General features: G+C 47.0%; 13 protein-coding genes and 1 CRISPR repeat array. Of the genes, 3 read left to right on the top strand and 10 right to left on the bottom strand.

Annotated features, from left to right (window positions below; all coding sequences use genetic code 11):
• Complete coding sequence (locus DFP77_RS04235; protein ID WP_114411046.1) at positions 1-609, bottom strand: LysE/ArgO family amino acid transporter; 609 nt, start codon at positions 607-609, stop codon at positions 1-3.
• A 101-nt stretch (positions 610-710) separates the two neighbouring features.
• Between DFP77_RS04235 and DFP77_RS04230 the strand changes: the two genes are divergently transcribed.
• Positions 711-1,592 carry an ArgP/LysG family DNA-binding transcriptional regulator gene (locus tag DFP77_RS04230; RefSeq protein ID WP_114411045.1) on the top strand — a complete coding sequence of 294 codons (882 nt, stop codon included), beginning with the start codon at positions 711-713 and terminating at the stop codon, positions 1,590-1,592.
• 90 nt (positions 1,593-1,682) lie between these two features.
• On the top strand, positions 1,683-2,519 hold the full coding sequence (gene galU / locus DFP77_RS04225; RefSeq protein ID WP_114411044.1) for a UTP--glucose-1-phosphate uridylyltransferase GalU: 837 nt from the start codon (positions 1,683-1,685) through the stop codon (positions 2,517-2,519).
• Positions 2,520-2,617: 98 nt separating this feature from the next.
• Here the strand turns inward: galU and yjfF are convergent, their stop codons facing one another.
• The 6 genes from yjfF to DFP77_RS04195 all read right to left on the bottom strand — a co-directional run bounded on the left by yjfF (position 2,618) and on the right by DFP77_RS04195 (position 9,719).
• Complete coding sequence (gene yjfF, locus DFP77_RS04220; RefSeq protein ID WP_114411043.1) at positions 2,618-3,586, bottom strand: galactofuranose ABC transporter, permease protein YjfF; 969 nt, start codon at positions 3,584-3,586, stop codon at positions 2,618-2,620.
• Entirely contained in the window at positions 3,583-4,641 is a 1,059-nt protein-coding gene (locus DFP77_RS04215) for an ABC transporter permease (RefSeq protein ID WP_114411042.1), read from the bottom strand. Before DFP77_RS04215 ends, yjfF begins: the two co-directional genes overlap by 4 nt.
• Positions 4,642-4,673: 32 nt before the next feature.
• Positions 4,674-6,245: a sugar ABC transporter ATP-binding protein gene (locus DFP77_RS04210; protein ID WP_114411041.1), complete on the bottom strand. Its 1,572-nt coding sequence runs from the start codon at positions 6,243-6,245 to the stop codon at positions 4,674-4,676.
• A 76-nt stretch (positions 6,246-6,321) separates the two neighbouring features.
• The gene (locus DFP77_RS04205) at positions 6,322-7,308 is read right to left on the bottom strand and encodes an ABC transporter substrate-binding protein (protein ID WP_114411040.1); all 987 of its coding nucleotides are present in this window, start codon (positions 7,306-7,308) and stop codon (positions 6,322-6,324) included.
• A 220-nt stretch (positions 7,309-7,528) separates the two neighbouring features.
• Complete coding sequence (locus DFP77_RS04200) at positions 7,529-8,476, bottom strand: AEC family transporter (protein WP_114411039.1); 948 nt, start codon at positions 8,474-8,476, stop codon at positions 7,529-7,531.
• 307 nt (positions 8,477-8,783) lie between these two features.
• Positions 8,784-9,719: a LysR family transcriptional regulator gene (locus tag DFP77_RS04195; protein ID WP_114411038.1), complete on the bottom strand. Its 936-nt coding sequence runs from the start codon at positions 9,717-9,719 to the stop codon at positions 8,784-8,786.
• A 132-nt stretch (positions 9,720-9,851) separates the two neighbouring features.
• Between DFP77_RS04195 and DFP77_RS04190 the strand changes: the two genes are divergently transcribed.
• Positions 9,852-10,550, top strand: coding sequence for a pirin family protein (locus DFP77_RS04190; protein ID WP_114411037.1), 699 nt, complete (start codon positions 9,852-9,854; stop codon positions 10,548-10,550).
• 83 nt (positions 10,551-10,633) lie between these two features.
• Here DFP77_RS04190 and DFP77_RS04185 read toward each other — a convergent pair whose 3' ends face one another.
• The 3 genes from DFP77_RS04185 to cas6f all read right to left on the bottom strand — a co-directional run bounded on the left by DFP77_RS04185 (position 10,634) and on the right by cas6f (position 22,617).
• Positions 10,634-10,867: a hypothetical protein gene (locus DFP77_RS04185; RefSeq protein WP_114411036.1), complete on the bottom strand. Its 234-nt coding sequence runs from the start codon at positions 10,865-10,867 to the stop codon at positions 10,634-10,636.
• A 142-nt stretch (positions 10,868-11,009) separates the two neighbouring features.
• Positions 11,010-11,300: a GIY-YIG nuclease family protein gene (locus tag DFP77_RS04180; RefSeq protein ID WP_114411035.1), complete on the bottom strand. Its 291-nt coding sequence runs from the start codon at positions 11,298-11,300 to the stop codon at positions 11,010-11,012.
• Between the two features lie 626 nt (positions 11,301-11,926).
• Positions 11,927-21,926: a CRISPR direct-repeat array (repeat unit 28 nt; unit sequence TTTCTAAGCCGCCTATTCGGCGGTGAAG).
• A gap of 130 nt (positions 21,927-22,056) precedes the next feature.
• Complete coding sequence (gene cas6f / locus DFP77_RS04175; protein WP_114411034.1) at positions 22,057-22,617, bottom strand: type I-F CRISPR-associated endoribonuclease Cas6/Csy4; 561 nt, start codon at positions 22,615-22,617, stop codon at positions 22,057-22,059.
• Positions 22,618-22,622: the final 5 nt, after the last annotated feature.

Below are 22,622 nucleotides of genomic sequence, written 5' to 3'. Positions count from 1 at the left end.
TTACGATAAGGGCTGTGTTGCAATTTTAAGCGCAATACTCCAAATCAAGATAGCATTCACACGATTAAACCAACGCCAGAAAGCCGCTTTTTCTAGCCACTTGGCACACAGTTTTCCGACGAAAGCCAAAGACAAAAACCACAACACAGATGCGCACACACCACCGAAAACAAACTCCCACTTTGCTCCTTGCCACTGGTTCGCCAAACTCCCCATCAAAATCATGGTATCTAAGTAAAAATGCGGATTAAGCCACGTCACCGCAAACCCCATCATCACCAACGGCCACAAGGCTAAACGCTTACTATATTGCTCTAAAATTAAATGCTCTTCTTGAAACGACGCACGCCATTTACCCAAGGCAAACCACACCAAGAAAGCCACGCCCGCCCAACGGGAGACCGACAAAAGCCAGTCATGACTTTGCAAAATCAAACCTAAACCAAACGCCCCTAGTGCAATGGAAATAGCATCACTTAATATAAACAGCACGGCAATTGGAAAGGCATAATGTCGCTTTAGTGCCTGCTCCAATAAAAAACTATTCTGCGCCCCAACAGCAATAATCAAACCGCCACCAGTAATCGCGCCACTCGCAAATGCCAACACAACCTTCTCCAGTATATCAGTGTTCTTTAAAGAGACTTGATCTTACGCAAGGCAACCATTAAATTGAAATTAATTAAACTAAAGTTATATTAGATAAAATTATGTTGGATTATAAAGCGCTGTCCTCTCTTCACGCCGTTTTGAAGTTCCAAAGTTTTGACAAAGCAGCGGAGTATCTTCACCTGACACAATCTGCGGTGTCACAAAATATCAAACGCTTAGAACAAGTCTGCGGCCGCCCCTTACTGATTCGCGCCAGGCCTGTGGTTGCCACACCACTTGGCGAGCAGCTACTAGCGCATTTCAACAAAGTCACCATGCTCGAAGAAGGTTTACAAGAAGCCATCCAAGGCAACCAAGCCACTCAACCGATAAGCATTGCGGTCAACAACGATGTGCTCGCGACTTGGTTTACCGAAGTCGTCAGTCAGTTCTCTACGACGGATACGACCAAACTGCATATTAAAGCTGCCGACCAAGCCAATACTCGTGCTTTATTACAAACGGGCGAAGTGGTGGCTTGTATTAGTCAAATTGGCACCCCAGTAGCGGGTGGAGACTCTATCTTTCTCGGCAATATGTATTACGAGCTGGTCGCTACGCCGAGTTTTATCGAAAAGCATTTAAAAGGCGACCTTAGTGCCGAAGCGGTACTAAAATCCCCGTCTTTAATTTATGACGAACATGATGAACTTTGGGTCCGTTATCAAAATGAGTGTTTAAAGGTAAAAACTGACATTAGTCACAGTCATTGGTACCCATCCCCCCATGGCTTTGTTGAGCTCGTAATGGGTGGCACAGTCTGTGCTTTAATTCCTAGTATTCAAATCAAACCGGAAATAAAAAGCAAGAAATTGGTATCCTTGCTCCCAAATAGACGGCTAGCCTTGCCTCTTTACTGGCATTGGTACAAACTCAGCTCACCAGTACTAGATCGATTAACTAAGGTGATAAAAAGCGTCACGAAAGATGCTTTAAATTAAATTCACCACAGAAATGAAACAGGCTGACTATACGGTATAATTTTAGCCAGCCATTAAACAAAGATTAACGCCATTTTTTAAGGAAAATTTATGATTCGCAAATGTCTATTCCCTGTTGCTGGTTATGGCACCCGTTTTTTGCCTGCCACTAAATCCATGCCCAAAGAAATGCTACCTATTGTAAACAAGCCTTTGGTTCAGTACGGCGTAGAAGAAGCGGTCAAAGCGGGCTTGGACAATGTCACCTTCGTAACGGGTCGTGGTAAACGTGCCATTGCCGACCATTTCGACATCAGTTATGAGCTAGAGCATCAAATTGCTGGTACCAATAAAGAAAAATACCTAGATGGCATACGCCACCTGATCGACAACGTGAACTTCTCTTTTACTCGCCAAAACAACATGTTAGGTCTAGGCCATGCCATCCTAACGGGTGAACCACTTATTGGCGATGAAGCCTTTGGTGTGGTACTAGCAGATGACCTTTGCTTCGGTGAAGATGATGGTGTAATGGCACAAATGGTTAAACTGTATAACCAATTCCGTTGCACTATCGTTGCGATTGAAGAAGTACCAGAAGACGAAGTGCACAAATATGGCGTCATCAAAGGCGAATCCATGATGGACGGCCTATACCGTGTTACCGACATGGTGGAAAAACCGGCAAAAGAAGACGCGCCATCAAACCTTGCTATTATCGGCCGTTACATCCTAACACCAGATATTTTTGATAAGATCCGTAACACGCCAGCGGGCCGCAACGGTGAAGTACAAATCACCGACGCTATTTTGCAACAAGCTCAAGAAGGTTGCGTACTAGCCTATAAATTCAAAGGCAAACGCTTTGACTGTGGTAGCGTTGACGGCTTCGTTGAAGCAACCAACTACTGCTACAAAAACATTTACCAAGATCCAACGGAAGCGTAACGCTCTAGCAAACGCACCAAAACAGGTCGAAAAAACCAGTACTTCAAAAGTACTGGTTTTTTTATGCCTGATGACACGAGCAAACTGAGAGTAAAACCCTAAGCCGCCGAGCGTTTTTTCACCCAGTACACAATACCTTTTTGCAGCAAGATAAAGAACAACAACAAGCCACCCACCGCAAGTTTTGTCCACCAGCTGTTTAACGAACCATCAAAGGTAATTAAGGTTTGAATAATGCCCTGGATCATTCCGCCCAAAAAAGTTCCAAACACATAGCCCACACCACCTGTTAACAAGGTTCCACCGATAACCACCGCTGCAATGGCATCTAGCTCTACCCCAACCGCTGCTAATGGATACGCCGAGCCGGTGTAAATCGCAAAAATCACCCCAGACATGGCACTATAAAAACCGCTCAAGGCATAGATTTTAATAATGGTCTTTTTCACTGGTACGCCCAGCAAGGCAGCGGAATGACTGTCTCCACCCAAAGCATACACACTCATACCAAAACGTGTTCTACGAGCAATCAATATTCCCAGCGCCAGTAATACCAACATGGCCATAGCGATAAAGGTCAAACCACCACGCCCTGGTAACGGCACATAAATATCGTACAAGCCAGTAATAAACGGATGATCAATCGGCACTGCGTCTAGATTTATCAAATACGCCAAACCACGAAACAAAAACATCCCCGCCAAAGTAACGATAAATGCCTGAATCTCGAAGAACGCAATAATGACACCCATTATCGCGCCAAAGGCCACACCGACCACTAAAGCAATACCAATCGCAAACAAAGGATGCATACCCGTATTGGAAATTAAATACGCCATCAGCACGCCGATAAACGCGATCATCGATCCGACTGATAAATCGATGCCACCAGACAGGATCACAAAGGTCATACCGATCGCGGTGATGATCAAGAAAGCGTTATCCGTCAATAAATTTGAGAACACCAAGGTGTCGCGAAAGCCCTTGTATTCGTACATGCCAAAACCGTACAGCATAATGAAAACTAGTAAAGTCGCCAATATCGGCAAATTACGTTCGTTAATCATGGTTTTTCGCTCCCTTTACCGGTATCCGCTTTACCAGTACTACTATTAGCTGCACGCTTCTTTTTCGTGAAAAAATCAGATATCCATTGACGAGTCTTTGGTGATTGAACCAACAATACCGCGAGAATAATGGTTGCTTTTACTACCAAATTATATTGAACAGGCAAACCACTGGTCAGAATCGCCGTGGTTAAAGTTTGAATAATTAACACGCCAACAATCGTCAGCAGCAAATAAATACGTCCGCCCGCTAACGAAGCTCCGGCCAATACCACCGCCAAAATCGCGTCCAGCTCTAACCATAATCCGGCATTGTTAGCATCGGCCCCGCGAATATCGGCCGCAAGGATAATGCCGCTCATCGCAGCACAAAGACCCGAAAAAACGTAGGCTGACAACACCAACAAGCGTGCTTCGATGCCCACCAAACGGCTGGCTCGCACGTTGGCACCAACCGCTTCAATAAACAAACCCAGCGCGGTTTTACGCATCACCAAAACGGTTAAAGCAATCATGCCTATCGCAATCCACACGCGAATAGGAAACGCCAAGAAATAACCGTTACCAATGGCATCCAATACATCAGAATGGAAGGTGACGATTTGGCCTTCCGTAATCATCTGCGCAATACCACGCCCTGCCACCATCAAGATTAACGTGGCGACAATGGGTTGAATATTAAACACCGACACCAAGATGCCATTCCACAAACCGCACAACATACCCGTGCCTAAAGCGCATAAAATTACCACCCAGACAGGCCAATCGGTATTGACCGTCAATACCGCCGTAACCGCACCGGAAATCGCAATCACAGCCCCCACGGACAAATCAATACCGCGAGTACCAATTACTACCGCCATCCCCAAAGCCACCAAGGCTGTTGGCGTTGCGCGATGAAGAATATCCAACAGGCTACCAAACAGGTGCCCATCGACCATTCGAATACTCAGAAACCCAGGCGTCACCGATGCTGTGATCAAAATGATCAGTACAAGTGACAACAAAGGCGCGAGTGTTTTTTGATGTTTATGCAGAAAGTTATTCTTTTTCATATGAACAGCTACTTTGAATACTTAAAAAATGACTAACTAGCAATGGTGCGCAATATGGCTTGTTCAGAAACCTCATTCCCATGAAGTTCAGATACCTTGTGATGGTCTTTCATCACCACCACGCGATGGGCAAACATCACCAACTCTTCCAACTCAGAAGACGCGACTAATAACCCCATGCCTTGCTCACACAGCTCTTTAATAATTTGAATTATTTCGTGATGCGCACCAATATCAATGCCCCGGGTTGGCTCGTCTAAGATCAACAAGGCAGGGTGCGTGATCAACCAACGAGCCAGAATCACCTTCTGCTGATTGCCGCCGCTTAGTTCACCAATCGGCTTGTCCATATCAGGTGTTTTTATTGCCAAACGCTGGATCATTTCTTCTACTAGCTTTTGTTGCTCCGCTATAGAGATTGGTGACCACCAACCTTTACTCGCCTGCAGCGCAAGGATCATGTTTTCCCTAACGCTCAACTCCGCCACGATGCCATCTTGTTTGCGATCTTCTGGGCAATATCCCATTCCGACCTGAATAGCTCGACGCAGAGACGATTTTGTTAGTGAATGATTACTTAGCGTCACTTCCCCTTGATCGGGCTTCACTGAGCCATAGGCCAATTCGCAAAGCTCGGTACGACCAGAGCCTAACAAGCCCGCCACACCAACAATTTCCCCAGCGGCGATATTCAAATCCAACGGCTGAAGATAGCGCTGCTTACCGACATTATTTAACTGCAGAAGCTCTGTACGCTCTCGTTTGATGGAATGATCGTGAGCAGTTGGCGCTAAGTCTTCTAGAGACTTGCCCACCATGTGGCTGACCAAATCGGAGCGAGACAGCTCCGCGGTTTTAAAAGTGCCAATGCACTCCCCATTGCGTAACACAGTGATGCTATCGGTAATGCTGTAAACCTGATCCAAAAAGTGCGTTACGAAAATAATACCTAAGCCTTCGGATTTCAGCCGTGCCATTAGGTCAAACAGCTGCTTGATCTCGTCACTGTCTAAACTGGCCGTCGGCTCATCTAAAATCAGCATCTTGGCTTGAGTACTTAACGCACGAGCAATGGCAACAAGTTGCTGAATCGCAATGGAATAAGTATCTAACTGACGTAATGGATCTATGTCTAAACCCACTTGCGCTAATAATTCTCTAGCGCGGATTTCGGCTTTCTTCCAGCTAATCAAACCAAAGGTTTTTTCTTGATGCTGTAATGTTAAATTTTCCATCACAGACATGGTCGGAATAAGGTTCACTTCTTGATAAACCGTACTGATCCCCAAACGCTGAGCATGGCCGCTATCCGATGCACTAATCAGGCTACCATCTAACAGAATCTCACCGCTGTCACGCGGATAAACACCGGTCAGTACTTTTATCAGAGTAGATTTACCCGCACCATTTTCACCCAGCAAGGCGCGAATCTCCCCCTGTTGAATCTGTAAAGACACATCATTTAGAGCTTGAACGCCGGTAAAAGATTTAGATAGGTGTTTGATTTCGAGCAAGGGGCGAACTGCGCTCTGCGCCGCTTCGACCGTTTCTTTGACTGCTGAGGTTTCTTTGACTTCCAAAGCATCTTTGACTAAGTCCGACATGTCGCCGTCTCCGTTTCGCTAACATAAAACAATAATCCACACCTAGAAGCGCCTTGCTCCTAGGTGTGTCGCTCTATTATTTACGCTTCGCGTATTCCGCAGCCGCTGTATCAGGTAGGTACAAAGGACCGTTTGCTTTGATCCACTTGTCGACTTTTTTACCATCCTGAGACGCTAGAATGGCATCAAATGCAGGACCACCAAGATGAGGATTCAACTCGATAGTCGCATTAGCTTCACCGTCAGCCATGGCTTTAAATATATCAGGCACAGCATCGATAGACACAACCAAAATATCTTTGGTAGGTTTCACGCCAGCTTCTTTCATGGCCAAGATCGCGCCCAATGCCATGTCATCATTGTGAGCAAACAAGGCACAGATATTCTTCGCGCCGCCTTCTGCTTTCAAGAAACTTTCCATGACTTCTTTACCGCCTGCACGAGTAAACGAGCCAGACTGAGAGCGGGTAATCGTCATATTAGGGAAATTACCAATAACTGCATCAAAACCTGTCTTACGGTCGATTGCTGCAGAAGAACCAACGGAGCCTTGCAACTCTACAATGTTACAACGGCCATTGGTTTTCGCCGCCAACCAAGATGCCGCCAAAGAGCCTTCTTCTTTAAAATCAGAAGCGACTTTCGTTAGATACAAGCTCGGATCTGCCGCCACGCCACGGTCAATTAGGACAACAGGGATTTTTGCACGTTGTGCTTCTTTCAATACCTGATCCCAGCCAGTTTCCACCACAGGTGCAAGCAAAATGCCATCAACGCCTTGCGCAATAAACGAACGCACTGCCTTAATTTGGTTTTCTTGCTTTTGTTGAGCATCAGAGAATTTTAGATCATAGCCACGGCGTTCAGCCTCAGCCTTTATAGATTGGGTTTCAGACGTTCTCCAGCCACTTTCCGAGCCGATCTGCGAGAAGCCTATTGTGAGGTCTGCTGCCATAGCTGAAGCCGACAACACAGGAAGTAATACAGAGAAAGTAGTTAACACAGCCTTGCGTTTAAATGCACCCAGCCATGGCAACGACGGACGAACAGAGAGAGCTTGCATACTAGATTCCTTTTTGTTTTTGTTGTGATCTATATTGAGCGTCACATACCTGTCATTGCTGACAAGTTAACACCCTACGATTCACAATATATCCCCTACTCTTACCTTTCAAATGCAAGTTACAGCAAACCTCATATCAATACTGATATGAAAAAACACCCTAATATGACTTTTTCATTCACCATATGGTATTTTTTCAGCCATTTAATAGGTTTTTACATCACATCAAATACAACTGACTTAACCACACACTAACAGGTAAAGTAACCACAGATAATAAAGTCTGCATCGTGATATAAGCTGACATCCTATCGGCATCACCGCCTAACTGACGGGCTAAAGCGTAAGCCGATGTTGCCGTTGGCACCACCCCAAATAACACAGCAACTAACGCCGGTAAGCCTCGCACATCTAGCCACCAGCACATTAAGCCAATCACCAAAGGAAACACCACAAAGCGCGCCACAGCAGACATCACAAAAGTCATGCCGACAGAGCGAATCGTCTCAAAACGCACACTTGCGCCGACAGCCAACAATACCAGAGGTAACGCCGCTTGAGACAACATACCCAGCACATCGGACACCAAAATAATCGGTGTTAACCCTAATAAATTCAAACTACTACCCAGCACAATAGACACGATCAAAGGGTTGCGAATCAAAGCACCACTTAACAAACGAGGCAAGGAATTGGCTGACGATCTATCAACCGAAGACGGCCCATGCATCAAGGTCATGGATACAACTAAAAAAACATTAACAGAAGGAATCAACACAGACGCACCTAGCGCCGCCAACACCAAACCATCATTACCATACAAACTGCCCGCCAAGGCCAACATAACAAAAGTGTTAAACCTCACACCGGCTTGCAACATAGACGACGCCGTCGGTGCGACCACCTTCATCAGCCAAGTAATAGCAAATACAAACACCGCCGTCACAAACAAGGCAAACAACAAAATAAGCGCATACTTTGGCAGCATTGGATTGCTGAAATCGATCTGTGACGTTTTACTAAACAACAAAGCAGGAAATAACACCCAATAAGTAAACTTATCGACACCAGACCAAAAACCTTCCATCGGAAAACGCCAACGCTGACACACAGCCCCAGCCATCAACAGCAAAAATACCGGCAACACAGAAAGAGAGAGAGAAAACACACATACCCCTTAAAAATAGTCTCAAATATCCTCAGCCTGAAAGCACGAGGTATCAGTCTGTTATTTGAACAATCCCAAACCTTCTTCATACGTCATTCCCTCGAAGGACATTGTCGCTAAAGGTAACGAGCATGTTTTGTAGGTCTGTATTAAGCCCTAAAACCCCACCCTAGCCCTCCCCTTCAAAGACACAAGGGGAGGGAATAAAACCAGCCTGCTCCTCCCCCTGCTAAGGGGGAGGCTGGGAGGGGGTTTTGCGACAGCCTCAAAGGAGGGAATCAAGCCCTTATGGTCATCGAAAATAACCCTATTTAGACGACACCACTGGGTTCCCGCCTTCGCGGGAATGGCAAAGTTTCCAATCCTGAATTGCCAAATGCTCTACAAACCACGACAAGCCTTTGCCCGGATCATCTTTACGCCATGCCAAGTACGCCATCTGATTCGGCCTTGGCAACTCACACTGTCGTAGTACCAAGCGACCAGAACTTAACTCATCGGCGATGCGATGTTTCGGTAAATACCCCACGCCCAAGCCTAAACATTGCGCTTGAATTTTACTGCGCATGGTATCCACCCTAAGCACCTGACGACTCTCAAAAATGCCACTACTACGGGCTGGCAAAATTTTTGAACTATCTGCAACAACAATAGAAGGATATTGGCGCAATTGCGCCGCGGTAATTGGCCCATCGGTCAATGCCAACGGGTGCGTTGGCGCGACAGCAAAGACAAATTCTATTTCACCAATAGCACGAATATGAACATTCCCCTTTGGCAATTCACCTGTCGCACCGATCACCAAATCCGCTCTATCATCTTGTAATGCGTCCCAACCACCACCAACAGCCTCTTCAGACAAGGTCAATTCCACCGGTCGATTCTGCGATAAAAAATCGCCTACCACCGACATCAAAGGCGACTCTAACAATGCCGTATCCCTTGCGATTCTCAGCTTTGGCTCCCAGCCAGACTCTAACTGCTTGATCGAATCTTCTAAACGCATGGCCGCTTCCAAAATCGTTCGACCTTGCTCCAGCACTAGGTGACCCGCTGGGGTTAGTACGGCTTTTTGGCGTGAGCGATCAAACAACGCCACACCCAAATCGTCTTCCAGCTTTTTAACTGTGTAAGTCAAAGCGGACGGCACTTTAAACAAAGCATCCGCCGCGGCCGCAAAGCTGCCCAACTGATGAATTGCTTCCAACACCCGTAAAGCTTCCAATGTCACCGCGTATGCCATAGCTCAACCTTCATTCAAATTTTTTGAAATACTAGCTCAAAACCTTCCGATTTTCTTTCTTTTCTTCGACGCCTACACTCACTTCATACACCGCAAGCACCTTTGCCTTCGGTAGCCATTAGGAGAAACAACATGATCACTATTCGCAACGCACAAGACCGTGGACAAGCTAACTTTGGCTGGTTAAGCAGCAATCATACTTTTTCTTTTGGTAGCTACTACGACCCACAGCATATGGGCTTCTCAGACCTACGCGTCATCAATGATGATACTGTCACCCCAGGCGCGGGTTTTGAAACTCATGGTCACAAAGACATGGAAATACTCAGCCTAGTATTAGAAGGTACCATCGCCCACAAAGACAGTGCGGGCAACGTAAAAGAATTACCAGCAGGTGAATACCAGCTCATGTCCGCAGGCAAAGGCGTTTACCACAGTGAATTCAACGCCTCTAAAACAGACATGCTGAAATTCCTACAGATTTGGATCATGCCAAATAAACTAGGCGGAGAACCAGGCTACCAACAAAAGGAATTTAGCCAAGCACAAGGCTTCACCACCATCATCACGCCTGATGGAAAGGATGGCACACTGCACGTTAAACAAAACATGCAACTCATCCAACTGATCCTTGAAGATCAGCAAACAGCCACATGGCAAGCGGACAAAAACCGCCACTACTATGTGCACCTGATCGAAGGCGAACTGTCACTAGGCGATGACATCACCATGCGCCCCGGCGACGGCGCAAAAATTGAAAACGTATCAGAAATTAACTTTGAAAGACTAAGCGAAAAACGCGTCAAAGCCCTACTGTTTGACCTGGTGTAACCCCACCAAGTCAAACAGCACCCCAACAAAACGTAGGGCAGTATGAGGGAGCAACGACCGTGACCTGCCGTCCTCCTTCTGCCTCACAAACGCCACACCACCAAACCGTAGGGCAGCATGAGGAAGGCACGACCGTGATCTGCCACAGCGGCCCAGTATGATCTCAACTTAAACCAGTCGAATTCAACGGGTTTAGCCAAACGAAAGCCTGTCGATTCTAGGATAGCTACTCGACAACAAAGATTAAACACATCACATTCGATGGCTTTAAAAACGTCTAAGCTGCATATTCGAGGGTGAACAATCCCATTTACCACTCTCGCGCCCCATCGTCATTCCCGCACTCCCTCGTCATTCCCGCACTCCCTCGTCATTCCCGCACTCCCTCGTCATTCCCGCGAAGGCGGGAATCCATACGTACTCGACGACAAGTGCTCCGAATCATCACTCAATTCATGGCTATTGAATTTGCCTCCATAAGTCCTCCCAATGAAGGTTATCCTTTTCAATCAAATTAACCTTCCATTGTCGATTCCACTTTTTAATCCGTTTCTCACGTAAAATGGCTTCGCTCATGTCTTCATACAATTCAAAATACACCAACTGGTCAACACCATACCGTTCAGTAAAACCTTGAACTTGCTTATTTTTATGCTGCCAGATACGTTGTATTAAATTGCTAGTTACACCAACATAGAACGTACCATTTCGTTTACTTGCTAAAATATATACGCAAGGCTGTTTAGACATATACACCTCCCTATAGATTCCCGCCTTCGCGGGAATGACATCCTGTCATTAATGTTATATTCGTCCAAAAAATCAGTTCGATTTCATCATACTTGAAAGCTCACACAATTAACCATTACCACAATCAAAGCCTTTGCTCCGCCATTTCCGCAAACCCTCGTCATTCCCGCGGAGGCAGGAGCCCAAACAGGCGATCCGATAGTCGACAAAACCACAAACTATCATTCCCGCGTATCCTCGTCATTCCCGCGTATCCCCGTCATTCCCGCGTATCCCCGTCATTCCCGCGTATCCCCGTCATTCCCGCGAAGGCGGGAATCCATTAAAGCTAAGCCGCCTGTTCGGCGGTGAAGAACGGTGACCCATTGGGTCTGCGTGGTTCTGTTTTCTAAGCCGCCTATTCGGCGGTGAAGTGAACGCCGGTGTATTTCAAAAGGAAATTACGGTTTCTAAGCCGCCTATTCGGCGGTGAAGATCACCTGGTAACGAGCTGGCTTTGATGATGTTTTCTAAGCCGCCTATTCGGCGGTGAAGGATCGTGTCGTCTGCGTACTCTGACGGGATGCTTTCTAAGCCGCCTATTTCGGCGGTGAAGGTATTTTAAGAACCACTTTTTGAAGTCTGTAATTTCTAAGCCGCCTATTCGGCGGTGAAGATTTGATCTCCATATTCACAGATAAACTTTGTTTTCTAAGCCGCCTATTCGGCGGTGAAGTTCGTCTATTCGCTTTTTGATGGTGCGCCAGATTTCTAAGCCGCCTATTCGGCGGTGAAGCAGACCAATGGCGCCGCCGAGTTTTCGGATGTTTTCTAAGCCGCCTATTCGGCGGTGAAGTTCAGACACGTCGGAAAATTCAGCGCTTTCGATTTCTAAGCCGCCTATTCGGCGGTGAAGAAGAAGTGAACTGGGAAAAATCTGCGCGTGTTTTTCTAAGCCGCCTATTCGGCGGTGAAGCACTACCATTCTGGCTTGCAGCCTGTTTGGGTTTTCTAAGCCGCCTATTCGGCGGTGAAGTAACTTACCACAATTTACTCGTTACTTATTCGTTTCTAAGCCGCCTATTCGGCGGTGAAGAATAGTGGGTGCCAGTTACAGCGGTAAAAGTTTTTCTAAGCCGCCTATTCGGCGGTGAAGCTAAGCTAGAGGTGGGATTTAATCACCAATCTTTTCTAAGCCGCCTATTCGGCGGTGAAGATAAAGCGACAATTTCAGCTTTGCGCGTGGATTTTCTAAGCCGCCTATTCGGCGGTGAAGTGTTTCTTTGCCCCTCGGTACTACTGCTCCTGTTTCTAAGCCGCCTATTCGGCGGTGAAGGAACTAACAAAGCTTAGCACTATTGCGAAGACTTTCTAAGCCGCCTATTCGGCGGTGAAGCTAGAACCGATGAATTTGTTACCGCTTCTTCTTTTCTAAGCCGCCTATTCGGCGGTGAAGAGCAACCAACTCAAGAAGCTCTTGTGTGGCTGTTTCTAAGCCGCCTATTCGGCGGTGAAGATTCCGCCAGCTCTTGCGCGTAGGTTTTTATTTTTCTAAGCCGCCTATTCGGCGGTGAAGCAATACATAGCAATCAAGAAAAGCAGCTTAGCTTTCTAAGCCGCCTATTCGGCGGTGAAGCCAACCCTAGCGACTGTTCCTGAGGAGTTGTTTTTCTAAGCCGCCTATTCGGCGGTGAAGATACATTGACGACTCAGTTAACTGACTTCATCTTTCTAAGCCGCCTATTCGGTGGTGAAGTCCATTGCGCTTGATGGTGGCGAAGGCGTTTATTTCTAAGCCGCCTATTCGGCGGTGAAGGAAGAGCTTATTGATGTAAGGCTTTACGATTATTTCTAAGCCGCCTATTCGGCGGTGAAGATACGTCCCAACTGAAACACCTTCACCCTCTTTTTCTAAGCCGCCTATTCGGCGGTGAAGAAGAATACATCGACAAACACCCAAGTTTGGCATTTCTAAGCCGCCTATTCGGCGGTGAAGCCAGAGCTTGCTCGCAAACGCGAAGGCACTAAGTTTCTAAGCCGCCTATTCGGCGGTGAAGTTCTAGTTTCAAAAGCTAATTCAACCGCCTTTTTTCTAAGCCGCCTATTCGGCGGTGAAGTCACGAAACGCGCTTATTAGTTCAGGTTTCATTTTCTAAGCCGCCTATTCGGCGGTGAAGTGTTTGCGCCAGCTTTAGAAACAACAATACCCTTTCTAAGCCGCCTATTCGGCGGTGAAGGTTAGGAACAAAAAAGAAGAAAGTTTCCATACTTTCTAAGCCGCCTATTCGGCGGTGAAGTACATGGATAGCTCGCGGGAAATCGCGGTAAATTTCTAAGCCGCCTATTCGGCGGTGAAGATTACTTGGATGATGTCGATCACGTCGTCCTCTTTCTAAGCCGCCTATTCGGCGGTGAAGCTGTAGCGCATCAATCATGTGGTTGGGTGATATTTCTAAGCCGCCTATTCGGCGGTGAAGTTTAGTATACCGTCTTCACTGTGTCCTTGTTCTTTCTAAGCCGCCTATTTGGCGGTGAAGACCATTCACCGGTAATAGGCGCTGTACCGCTATTTCTAAGCCGCCTATTCGGCGGTGAAGACACTGGTACTACTATTCGGTTTTTCCATTGTTTTCTAAGCCGCCTATTCGGCGGTGAAGTTTGAGAGATAAAGAAAAGCCGCAAAATATGCTTTCTAAGCCGCCTATTCGGCGGTGAAGGTTATGACGGGGCGTTTTATCGTGATGTCTACTTTCTAAGCCGCCTATTCGGCGGTGAAGGTTTCGGCCTCGGAAATCAGCGAACCGGAAGCTTTCTAAGCCGCCTATTCGGCGGTGAAGGTTAACTCAACAAGATCACCGACCGTTTCGATTTTCTAAGCCGCCTATTCGGCGGTGAAGTGGGCTGTATGATGATCTAGCTTGCTGGTATATTTCTAAGCCGCCTATTCGGCGGTGAAGGACACCTTTTTGATACATAGTTTTTGATACAGTTTCTAAGCCGCCTATTCGGCGGTGAAGATAAAGCAATTTATATCAGCCCCAAGAGGGGACTTTCTAAGCCGCCTATTCGGCGGTGAAGCGACTCAGGGCGCTCAGGGTGCTACGGCTTACTTTCTAAGCCGCCTATTCGGCGGTGAAGAGTTAACAGATGAACAACCCATTTCTTCCCATATTTCTAAGCCGCCTATTCGGCGGTGAAGTAACGCTCTATGCCGTCTAAAATATCTTTTACTTTCTAAGCCGCCTATTCGGCGGTGAAGTTTTATGGCTCGTATGATTACCACAGAATGGTTTTCTAAGCCGCCTATTTGGCGGTGAAGGTTAAAGCAGGGCAAAAGCTAAAAGCGTCTAATTTCTAAGCCGCCTATTCGGCGGTGAAGACTCGTCATCTAACTGATCATCAGAAAGGTGATTTCTAAGCCGCCTATTCGGCGGTGAAGGGCCGGGCTCACAGCGCCGCCAGCGGGTTGCGTTTCTAAGCCGCCTATTCGGCGGTGAAGTGCAGGTGCTACCGGTGATGCAGGTGCTACCTTTCTAAGCCGCCTATTCGGCGGTGAAGCTCTTACTTACGATGATGCTCATCTCCCTGATTTTCTAAGCCGCCTATTCGGCGGTGAAGTAACGAGTAAATTGTGATACGTTAAGCCGATTTTTCTAAGCCGCCTATTCGGCGGTGAAGAATTGGTGTAGCTACATTCACGGTCAATAGTTTTTCTAAGCCGCCTATTCGGCGGTGAAGTTATCAAAGGCTTGAGAACTGATTCCAAGGCTTTTCTAAGCCGCCTATTCGGCGGTGAAGCCAAGATTGTTTCGGTGACGTGGATCGTCAGCTTTCTAAGCCGCCTATTCGGCGGTGAAGTTATCGCGTGAGCGGTAACTTTTTAAGGAGGTTTTCTAAGCCGCCTATTCGGCGGTGAAGATTCCTCTGCTGTGCGTAGGCGCGCCACTTTATTTCTAAGCCGCCTATTCGGCGGTGAAGAAGAAGGAACTTGGCGTCGAACCATTATCGACTTTCTAAGCCGCCTATTCGGCGGTGAAGCCAAATCATGACCCACACGGCCACGATGTTTGTTTCTAAGCCGCCTATTCGGCGGTGAAGCATTATGTTCTTTCAGGAATTCGATAAACTCATTTCTAAGCCGCCTATTCGGCGGTGAAGCGGCTTGCCGTCTTTGTTTAGCTTGCCTGTTTTTTCTAAGCCGCCTATTCGGCGGTGAAGGGCTTGCAGATGGTTTATTAGGGGGTGGTTATTTTCTAAGCCGCCTATTCGGCGGTGAAGAAATTTTAGGCAATAAAAAACCCTCCGTAGAGTTTCTAAGCCGCCTATTCGGCGGTGAAGTACCAAGCGGTATGCGTGACAAGCCCGTGGCATTTCTAAGCCGCCTATTCGGCGGTGAAGCTTTTTATCGGCTAAGTAGTTTTGAACTTGCTTTTCTAAGCCGCCTATTCGGCGGTGAAGTGACAACGGGATAATCACCAAGCTAAACAGCATTTTCTAAGCCGCCTATTCGGCGGTGAAGCGACGGATTATAAAATCTACGCTGTCAATGATTTTCTAAGCCGCCTATTCGGCGGTGAAGTGCAAGTGTCGCGGCTACATTTGGAAAACGGATTTCTAAGCCGCCTATTCGGCGGTGAAGGCAAGGAGAGGAAAGCTTTATTCTTGTGATAATTTCTAAGCCGCCTATTCGGCGGTGAAGTTGGATTTTGTAGCGGCCGTCGTATGACAACATTTCTAAGCCGCCTATTCGGCGGTGAAGTGGCACACCGCGAATGATTTGAATCTGACCAATTTCTAAGCCGCCTATTCGGCGGTGAAGTTGCTGATACTTTCATGCCGCGATCAATCATATTTCTAAGCCGCCTATTCGGCGGTGAAGGTGGCGGCGCTGTGGCGTTTTCATTCCCAACGTTTCTAAGCCGCCTATTCGGCGGTGAAGTTTTACGTTCACGATCATCCATGTTTGTACCCTTTCTAAGCCGCCTATTCGGCGGTGAAGGTTTTTTAGTGTTTTTTAGTGTTTTTATGTATTTTCTAAGCCGCCTATTCGGCGGTGAAGATATTCGAGTACAAAAGCGCCACTATGAAACATTTCTAAGCCGCCTATTCGGCGGTGAAGAAGAAAGCCGCTATCGAGAAGATATTATCAGCTTTCTAAGCCGCCTATTCGGCGGTGAAGGAATACTTTGTTTCAATGTCTTTTAGAATCTTTTTCTAAGCCGCCTATTCGGCGGTGAAGTTTCTTATTTTTACCACTGGAAGCGCGGCAACTTTCTAAGCCGCCTATTCGGCGGTGAAGTAGGATAAATGGTCTTCATTTTCAAGAACTCTATTTCTAAGCCGCCTATTCGGCGGTGAAGAGGGATCGAATACACGCTAAGCAAGGGGGCAGTTTCTAAGCCGCCTATTCGGCGGTGAAGAATAGAAGCCAGCGCGGGACACGGTTCATTAGTTTTCTAAGCCGCCTATTCGGCGGTGAAGCTCATCGCCACTTACTAAAAATTCCGCTTGGTTTTCTAAGCCGCCTATTCGGCGGTGAAGACTGTTGTTTCGGCAGTTATAGACACTCTTTATTTCTAAGCCGCCTATTCGGCGGTGAAGCTTGTCTGATGACACCTTACGCGCTTTTTTCATTTCTAAGCCGCCTATTCGGCGGTGAAGGAACAAGCTTGTCCTAGTCGCTGGCGGCGTAGTTTCTAAGCCGCCTATTCGGCGGTGAAGGTGATGGGACGAGATTGCATAAGGGGGATTTGTTTCTAAGCCGCCTATTCGGCGGTGAAGAATTGGTGTAGCTACATTCACGGTTAATAGTTTTTCTAAGCCGCCTATTCGGCGGTGAAGACAAATTTCAGCGATTAACGCTACTTCTGGTTTTTCTAAGCCGCCTATTCGGCGGTGAAGCTGAAGTTGTTGTTTAGTCAGTTTTTTATCTATTTCTAAGCCGCCTATTCGGCGGTGAAGTTTATTCGTTGGCGGCTGATCAGTTGGTGATGTTTCTAAGCCGCCTATTCGGCGGTGAAGCGTCCGAAACGCTGGAAGCCTCATTTTTACTATTTCTAAGCCGCCTATTCGGCGGTGAAGCGACATTTGAGACGTTTAAAACGTACTCATACTTTCTAAGCCGCCTATTCGGCGGTGAAGACGATTTCGCAATGATTAGCGGTGTTGTAATTTTTCTAAGCCGCCTATTCGGCGGTGAAGATTGGCTTTATGTCTGGCATGGCTGGTCTGATTTTCTAAGCCGCCTATTCGGCGGTGAAGGTAAACTTGCCAACGACTATTGGATGCAAAACTTTCTAAGCCGCCTATTCGGCGGTGAAGGACTGATCGCATCACTTAACTTTGCCCTCTGCTTTCTAAGCCGCCTATTCGGCGGTGAAGCCGGCGGCGGGGCTTCCGTCTCCAGGCGAGCGTTTCTAAGCCGCCTATTCGGCGGTGAAGAAGCGCGCTTGTTCGTTGGCGGCTAAGTTGGATTTCTAAGCCGCCTATTCGGCGGTGAAGTCCGCGAACAGTACTTATTCCATGTAATGCTTTTTCTAAGCCGCCTATTCGGCGGTGAAGAGCTGTGCGCGTCTATCAAGGGCGTATCTCTATTTCTAAGCCGCCTATTCGGCGGTGAAGCTCCTGTTTATATGAATTCGTAATCCCGAAAATTTCTAAGCCGCCTATTCGGCGGTGAAGTTAATAAGCGTCTCTTTGTTCGCTGGGAACGTTTTCTAAGCCGCCTATTCGGCGGTGAAGAAAGTCACAATTCACGGCTTATTAGGCTAAGGTTTCTAAGCCGCCTATTCGGCGGTGAAGGAAACGGTAACACGGTTACCAGTACAGACTATTTTCTAAGCCGCCTATTCGGCGGTGAAGGCTTTATCATCCTTGGCTTGTTGATCTTTTATTTTCTAAGCCGCCTATTCGGCGGTGAAGAATTTGGTCGCGGCGGAGAACATCGACGCATGTTTCTAAGCCGCCTATTCGGCGGTGAAGAAGAAATGGAAGGTGCAAAGGTGTCTGTTTATTTTTCTAAGCCGCCTATTCGGCGGTGAAGTAAATTTTAAATACTGGTTGATTGGTGTATGTTTTCTAAGCCGCCTATTCGGCGGTGAAGATAAGCGCCGCGACGTGGCCGCAATGCTATACTTTCTAAGCCGCCTATTCGGCGGTGAAGCATAAAGGGGTAGGGGTACATTCAATCATCACTTTCTAAGCCGCCTATTCGGCGGTGAAGACTTGTAATTTGAATTCACGTTTCTCGTCATCTTTCTAAGCCGCCTATTCGGCGGTGAAGTGACATTGTTCGTATCTACCACACCCGCTATTTTTCTAAGCCGCCTATTCGGCGGTGAAGTTTTTTGCATTCGCGCCATCTTTAGGGCTATATTTCTAAGCCGCCTATTCGGCGGTGAAGAACCATGATATGCCAATGTGGCGTGGCATCGTTTTCTAAGCCGCCTATTCGGCGGTGAAGATTTATCAGTAAAAATCTTGAACCGCCGATAATTTCTAAGCCGCCTATTCGGCGGTGAAGTATTTGACAGTTTTTATTGTTTTTAGGGCGGTTTTCTAAGCCGCCTATTCGGCGGTGAAGCTAAAGGTATCGCGCGAAGACGTGGAAGAAGTTTTCTAAGCCGCCTATTCGGCGGTGAAGGATATTATCAGCGGCAAGGTGACAAGCTCAGCTTTCTAAGCCGCCTATTCGGCGGTGAAGTACTGTCTTACTTTCGAGTATTCGCCATTTCTTTTCTAAGCCGCCTATTCGGCGGTGAAGCGGTTTGCTCATCGCTGTTGGTGTTCCTGCTTTTTCTAAGCCGCCTATTCGGCGGTGAAGCTGTAATGATGTAAACCCGTTCTACTAAGTTTTTTCTAAGCCGCCTATTCGGCGGTGAAGTTCACCGCTGGCTGTTACCGCACCACGTACATTTTCTAAGCCGCCTATTCGGCGGTGAAGAAAACCACAAGACGGTGATGTGACAATTAATTTTTCTAAGCCGCCTATTCGGCGGTGAAGATTGCTTATGCTGAAAAAGATGATTTAGACCATTTCTAAGCCGCCTATTCGGCGGTGAAGGCCTGTTAACAACGACATCATGGTCATTTCACTTTCTAAGCCGCCTATTCGGCGGTGAAGTTGTGACTGGCGAATGTATTTGCCCTTTCACTTTTCTAAGCCGCCTATTCGGCGGTGAAGACGATATCCCGCTCAAGCGTTGACGCACTACTTTTCTAAGCCGCCTATTCGGCGGTGAAGAATTTTAAATACTGGTTGGTTGTGTGGTGTGTTTTCTAAGCCGCCTATTCGGCGGTGAAGTTGGCTTTGGCGTTGTACATTTCGACGCCTTTTTTCTAAGCCGCCTATTCGGCGGTGAAGTTGGCTTTGGCGTTGTACATTTCGACGCCTTTTTTCTAAGCCGCCTATTCGGCGGTGAAGTCAGGCGGTTCTTTTTTAAGTGGCGAAGTGGTTTTTCTAAGCCGCCTATTCGGCGGTGAAGCTAAGCGTAACGATCGTAAAGCCTCGGCTCTTTTTCTAAGCCGCCTATTCGGCGGTGAAGAGCCACCGGATCGTTTTTTTTATCGCGCGATCTTTCTAAGCCGCCTATTCGGCGGTGAAGCTTGGTGTTTCGCAAGCGAAATTCTCCACGACTTTCTAAGCCGCCTATTCGGCGGTGAAGAGGAAAGTAAGGCTAGTTCATTGAAGTTTAATTTTCTAAGCCGCCTATTCGGCGGTGAAGATGGATGTTATGCGCGTGATCTCCTGCGGCATGTTTCTAAGCCGCCTATTCGGCGGTGAAGCCTGCTAGATAAACCACCGTGCGCCCCCGCACGTTTCTAAGCCGCCTATTCGGCGGTGAAGGAGTAAATAGGCTTTATAGTGCTGTTTTTTTATTTCTAAGCCGCCTATTCGGCGGTGAAGCTCTGGCTTGCTTATTCCTGTCTTCGTCTCTATTTCTAAGCCGCCTATTCGGCGGTGAAGTCCTTTATATTCTTGATAGTTGTACGTGTTTATTTCTAAGCCGCCTATTCGGCGGTGAAGTTGTACTCGAATATATCCTGCGGCCTGAAAGCTTTCTAAGCCGCCTATTCGGCGGTGAAGGTTGGTTTTTTGGGCTGTAGTGGTGCTTTTGGTTTCTAAGCCGCCTATTCGGCGGTGAAGTGCAGTCTATTGGCATTGAGATAGATGGGGAATTTCTAAGCCGCCTATTCGGCGGTGAAGTAAAGAGTCTTGCCGAGTTCGCCAGACTGACATTTCTAAGCCGCCTATTCGGCGGTGAAGGAGCTTGGTGCTGGTGTCTGGGTGTGCCAGATTTTCTAAGCCGCCTATTCGGCGGTGAAGGGTCGTATAATCTGGTATACTTTGATCGACAATTTCTAAGCCGCCTATTCGGCGGTGAAGGGCATAGACGAGTTTGCGGATATAAAAGCCGATTTCTAAGCCGCCTATTCGGCGGTGAAGGAAAAGAAATGAGTGAAACCAAATTTACGAAATTTCTAAGCCGCCTATTCGGCGGTGAAGCAAGTAACCACCGCATAACATTTGTTCTATCTTTTCTAAGCCGCCTATTCGGCGGTGAAGTCGAAATGGTCTCCTCTTTATCTCGGAATTTATTTCTAAGCCGCCTATTCGGCGGTGAAGACTGTCAGCACTGCGGACGAAATCTAAAGCATTTTCTAAGCCGCCTATTCGGCGGTGAAGCCATTTTCTTTGGCGTTGCTGCGTCAGGTTCTTTTCTAAGCCGCCTATTCGGCGGTGAAGGCGATTGTGCTGATAACTTGGCCGCTTGTGTTTTTCTAAGCCGCCTATTCGGCGGTGAAGGTTAAATTATTTATCTTAAATGTATTGCAATGTTTCTAAGCCGCCTATTCGGCGGTGAAGGTCGGGTTTTCCCGCATTAGTTTACCCTGCTCTTTCTAAGCCGCCTATTCGGCGGTGAAGTTGCAATTGAAGAATCATAGGAGTATTGCAAATTTCTAAGCCGCCTATTCGGCGGTGAAGGTTTGACCCCTTGGCGCTCCAGTCGTCCCACATTTCTAAGCCGCCTATTCGGCGGTGAAGTTTAGGTCATCCCAGAATATCTTCTTGGCTTGTTTCTAAGCCGCCTATTCGGCGGTGAAGAGTGCCTACCTTGTTGGGACCAATACGAGCGATTTCTAAGCCGCCTATTCGGCGGTGAAGTAACTGCCAAGCAATGTCAGGATGTATTTCAATTTCTAAGCCGCCTATTCGGCGGTGAAGTAACAATGTAACCCTTTAAACATAAGGGTTTATTTCTAAGCCGCCTATTCGGCGGTGAAGCTAGATAAGAAGCTAACTAAGCCTAAGCTATATCTTTCTAAGCCGCCTATTCGGCGGTGAAGCAATGCAGCGGAGGACGTGAAGTTCCATCAGTTTTCTAAGCCGCCTATTCGGCGGTGAAGTCCTTATTAATGCTTATTTCGTTGAAGTTTTCTTTCTAAGCCGCCTATTCGGCGGTGAAGTCAAATGTGCTTATGTCTGACAACACCTATACTTTCTAAGCCGCCTATTCGGCGGTGAAGTGTATGAAGTGTTGGCGCGTTATCAGCAGGAATTTCTAAGCCGCCTATTCGGCGGTGAAGTTCCTGTCAGTGAAATCAAGTCTGAAAAGGTCTTTCTAAGCCGCCTATTCGGCGGTGAAGTAGAGAAAATTAGCATTAAGTATCTGATTGTTAAAGAGCTTTGTATCTTTTTAACGAAAATACCCTTTTTTAAACAAGAAATGCCAAGCCCCTATTTATAAGGGCTTGGCATTAGGTCTAAAAAAAAGGGTCAAAACCAAGGTAAGGTACTGGTAGAACTTAATCCGTATTTGGAAAAACTCACTCCGTCTTTTTTAGCTTCACCCAAGGTTTGTTTAATAAACAAGGGAAACTGTTGATCCCCTGTTGATCGACTCTTGATTCTGACAAAAGGCAACTCCAATTGTTTTTCAACCTCGTCAGGAATGCGCTCCACAGCTTCATCATAAGAGAGATCATGACGTTTCATTGCTCGACGACGTAGTCGGTCAGCATTGCTTTTCACATGAACTCGTTTAACAAGACAAAACTCGTTCGTACTCGGCACTTGAGTAACCTTAGTTACCACAGTGAAATCCCCTAAACCACGTCGCCAAGATAAGGCTTCCAGTACTTCTAAACGACCTTGTGAACCATGTAGACGGAGTTTGTCCCCTAGGCTTTTTTTGGTTGCGCTTGGAAAACTTACGCCAATATCGTTTTGAGACACTTCTACCAAGGCGCGATGAAGCTTGCTAAACAAGGCATTCATCAAGATAGTCTTGGTAAATTCTGGGTCTTCCAATAGGGTAATGTCCAAATAATAGTCCATAACCA

Origin of the sequence: Marinomonas foliarum (assembly GCF_003337275.1) — a bacterium.
GTDB lineage: Bacteria > Pseudomonadota > Gammaproteobacteria > Pseudomonadales > Marinomonadaceae > Marinomonas > Marinomonas foliarum.
This window is presented reverse-complemented; position numbering and strand designations above follow the sequence as displayed.

Bases quoted from the DNA above. Each gene is read 5' to 3' on its own strand.
- DFP77_RS04190 (WP_114411037.1), top strand. From the start codon at position 9,852: ATGATCACTATTCGCAACGCACAAGACCGTGGACAAGCTAACTTTGGC.
- DFP77_RS04195 (WP_114411038.1), bottom strand. From the start codon at position 9,719: ATGGCATACGCGGTGACATTGGAAGCTTTACGGGTGTTGGAAGCAATT.
- galU (WP_114411044.1), top strand. From the start codon at position 1,683: ATGATTCGCAAATGTCTATTCCCTGTTGCTGGTTATGGCACCCGTTTT.
- DFP77_RS04180 (WP_114411035.1), bottom strand. From the start codon at position 11,300: ATGTCTAAACAGCCTTGCGTATATATTTTAGCAAGTAAACGAAATGGT.
- DFP77_RS04205 (WP_114411040.1), bottom strand. From the start codon at position 7,308: ATGCAAGCTCTCTCTGTTCGTCCGTCGTTGCCATGGCTGGGTGCATTT.
- yjfF (WP_114411043.1), bottom strand. From the start codon at position 3,586: ATGATTAACGAACGTAATTTGCCGATATTGGCGACTTTACTAGTTTTC.
- DFP77_RS04215 (WP_114411042.1), bottom strand. From the start codon at position 4,641: ATGAAAAAGAATAACTTTCTGCATAAACATCAAAAAACACTCGCGCCT.
- DFP77_RS04230 (WP_114411045.1), top strand. From the start codon at position 711: ATGTTGGATTATAAAGCGCTGTCCTCTCTTCACGCCGTTTTGAAGTTC.
- cas6f (WP_114411034.1), bottom strand. From the start codon at position 22,617: ATGGACTATTATTTGGACATTACCCTATTGGAAGACCCAGAATTTACC.
- DFP77_RS04210 (WP_114411041.1), bottom strand. From the start codon at position 6,245: ATGTCGGACTTAGTCAAAGATGCTTTGGAAGTCAAAGAAACCTCAGCA.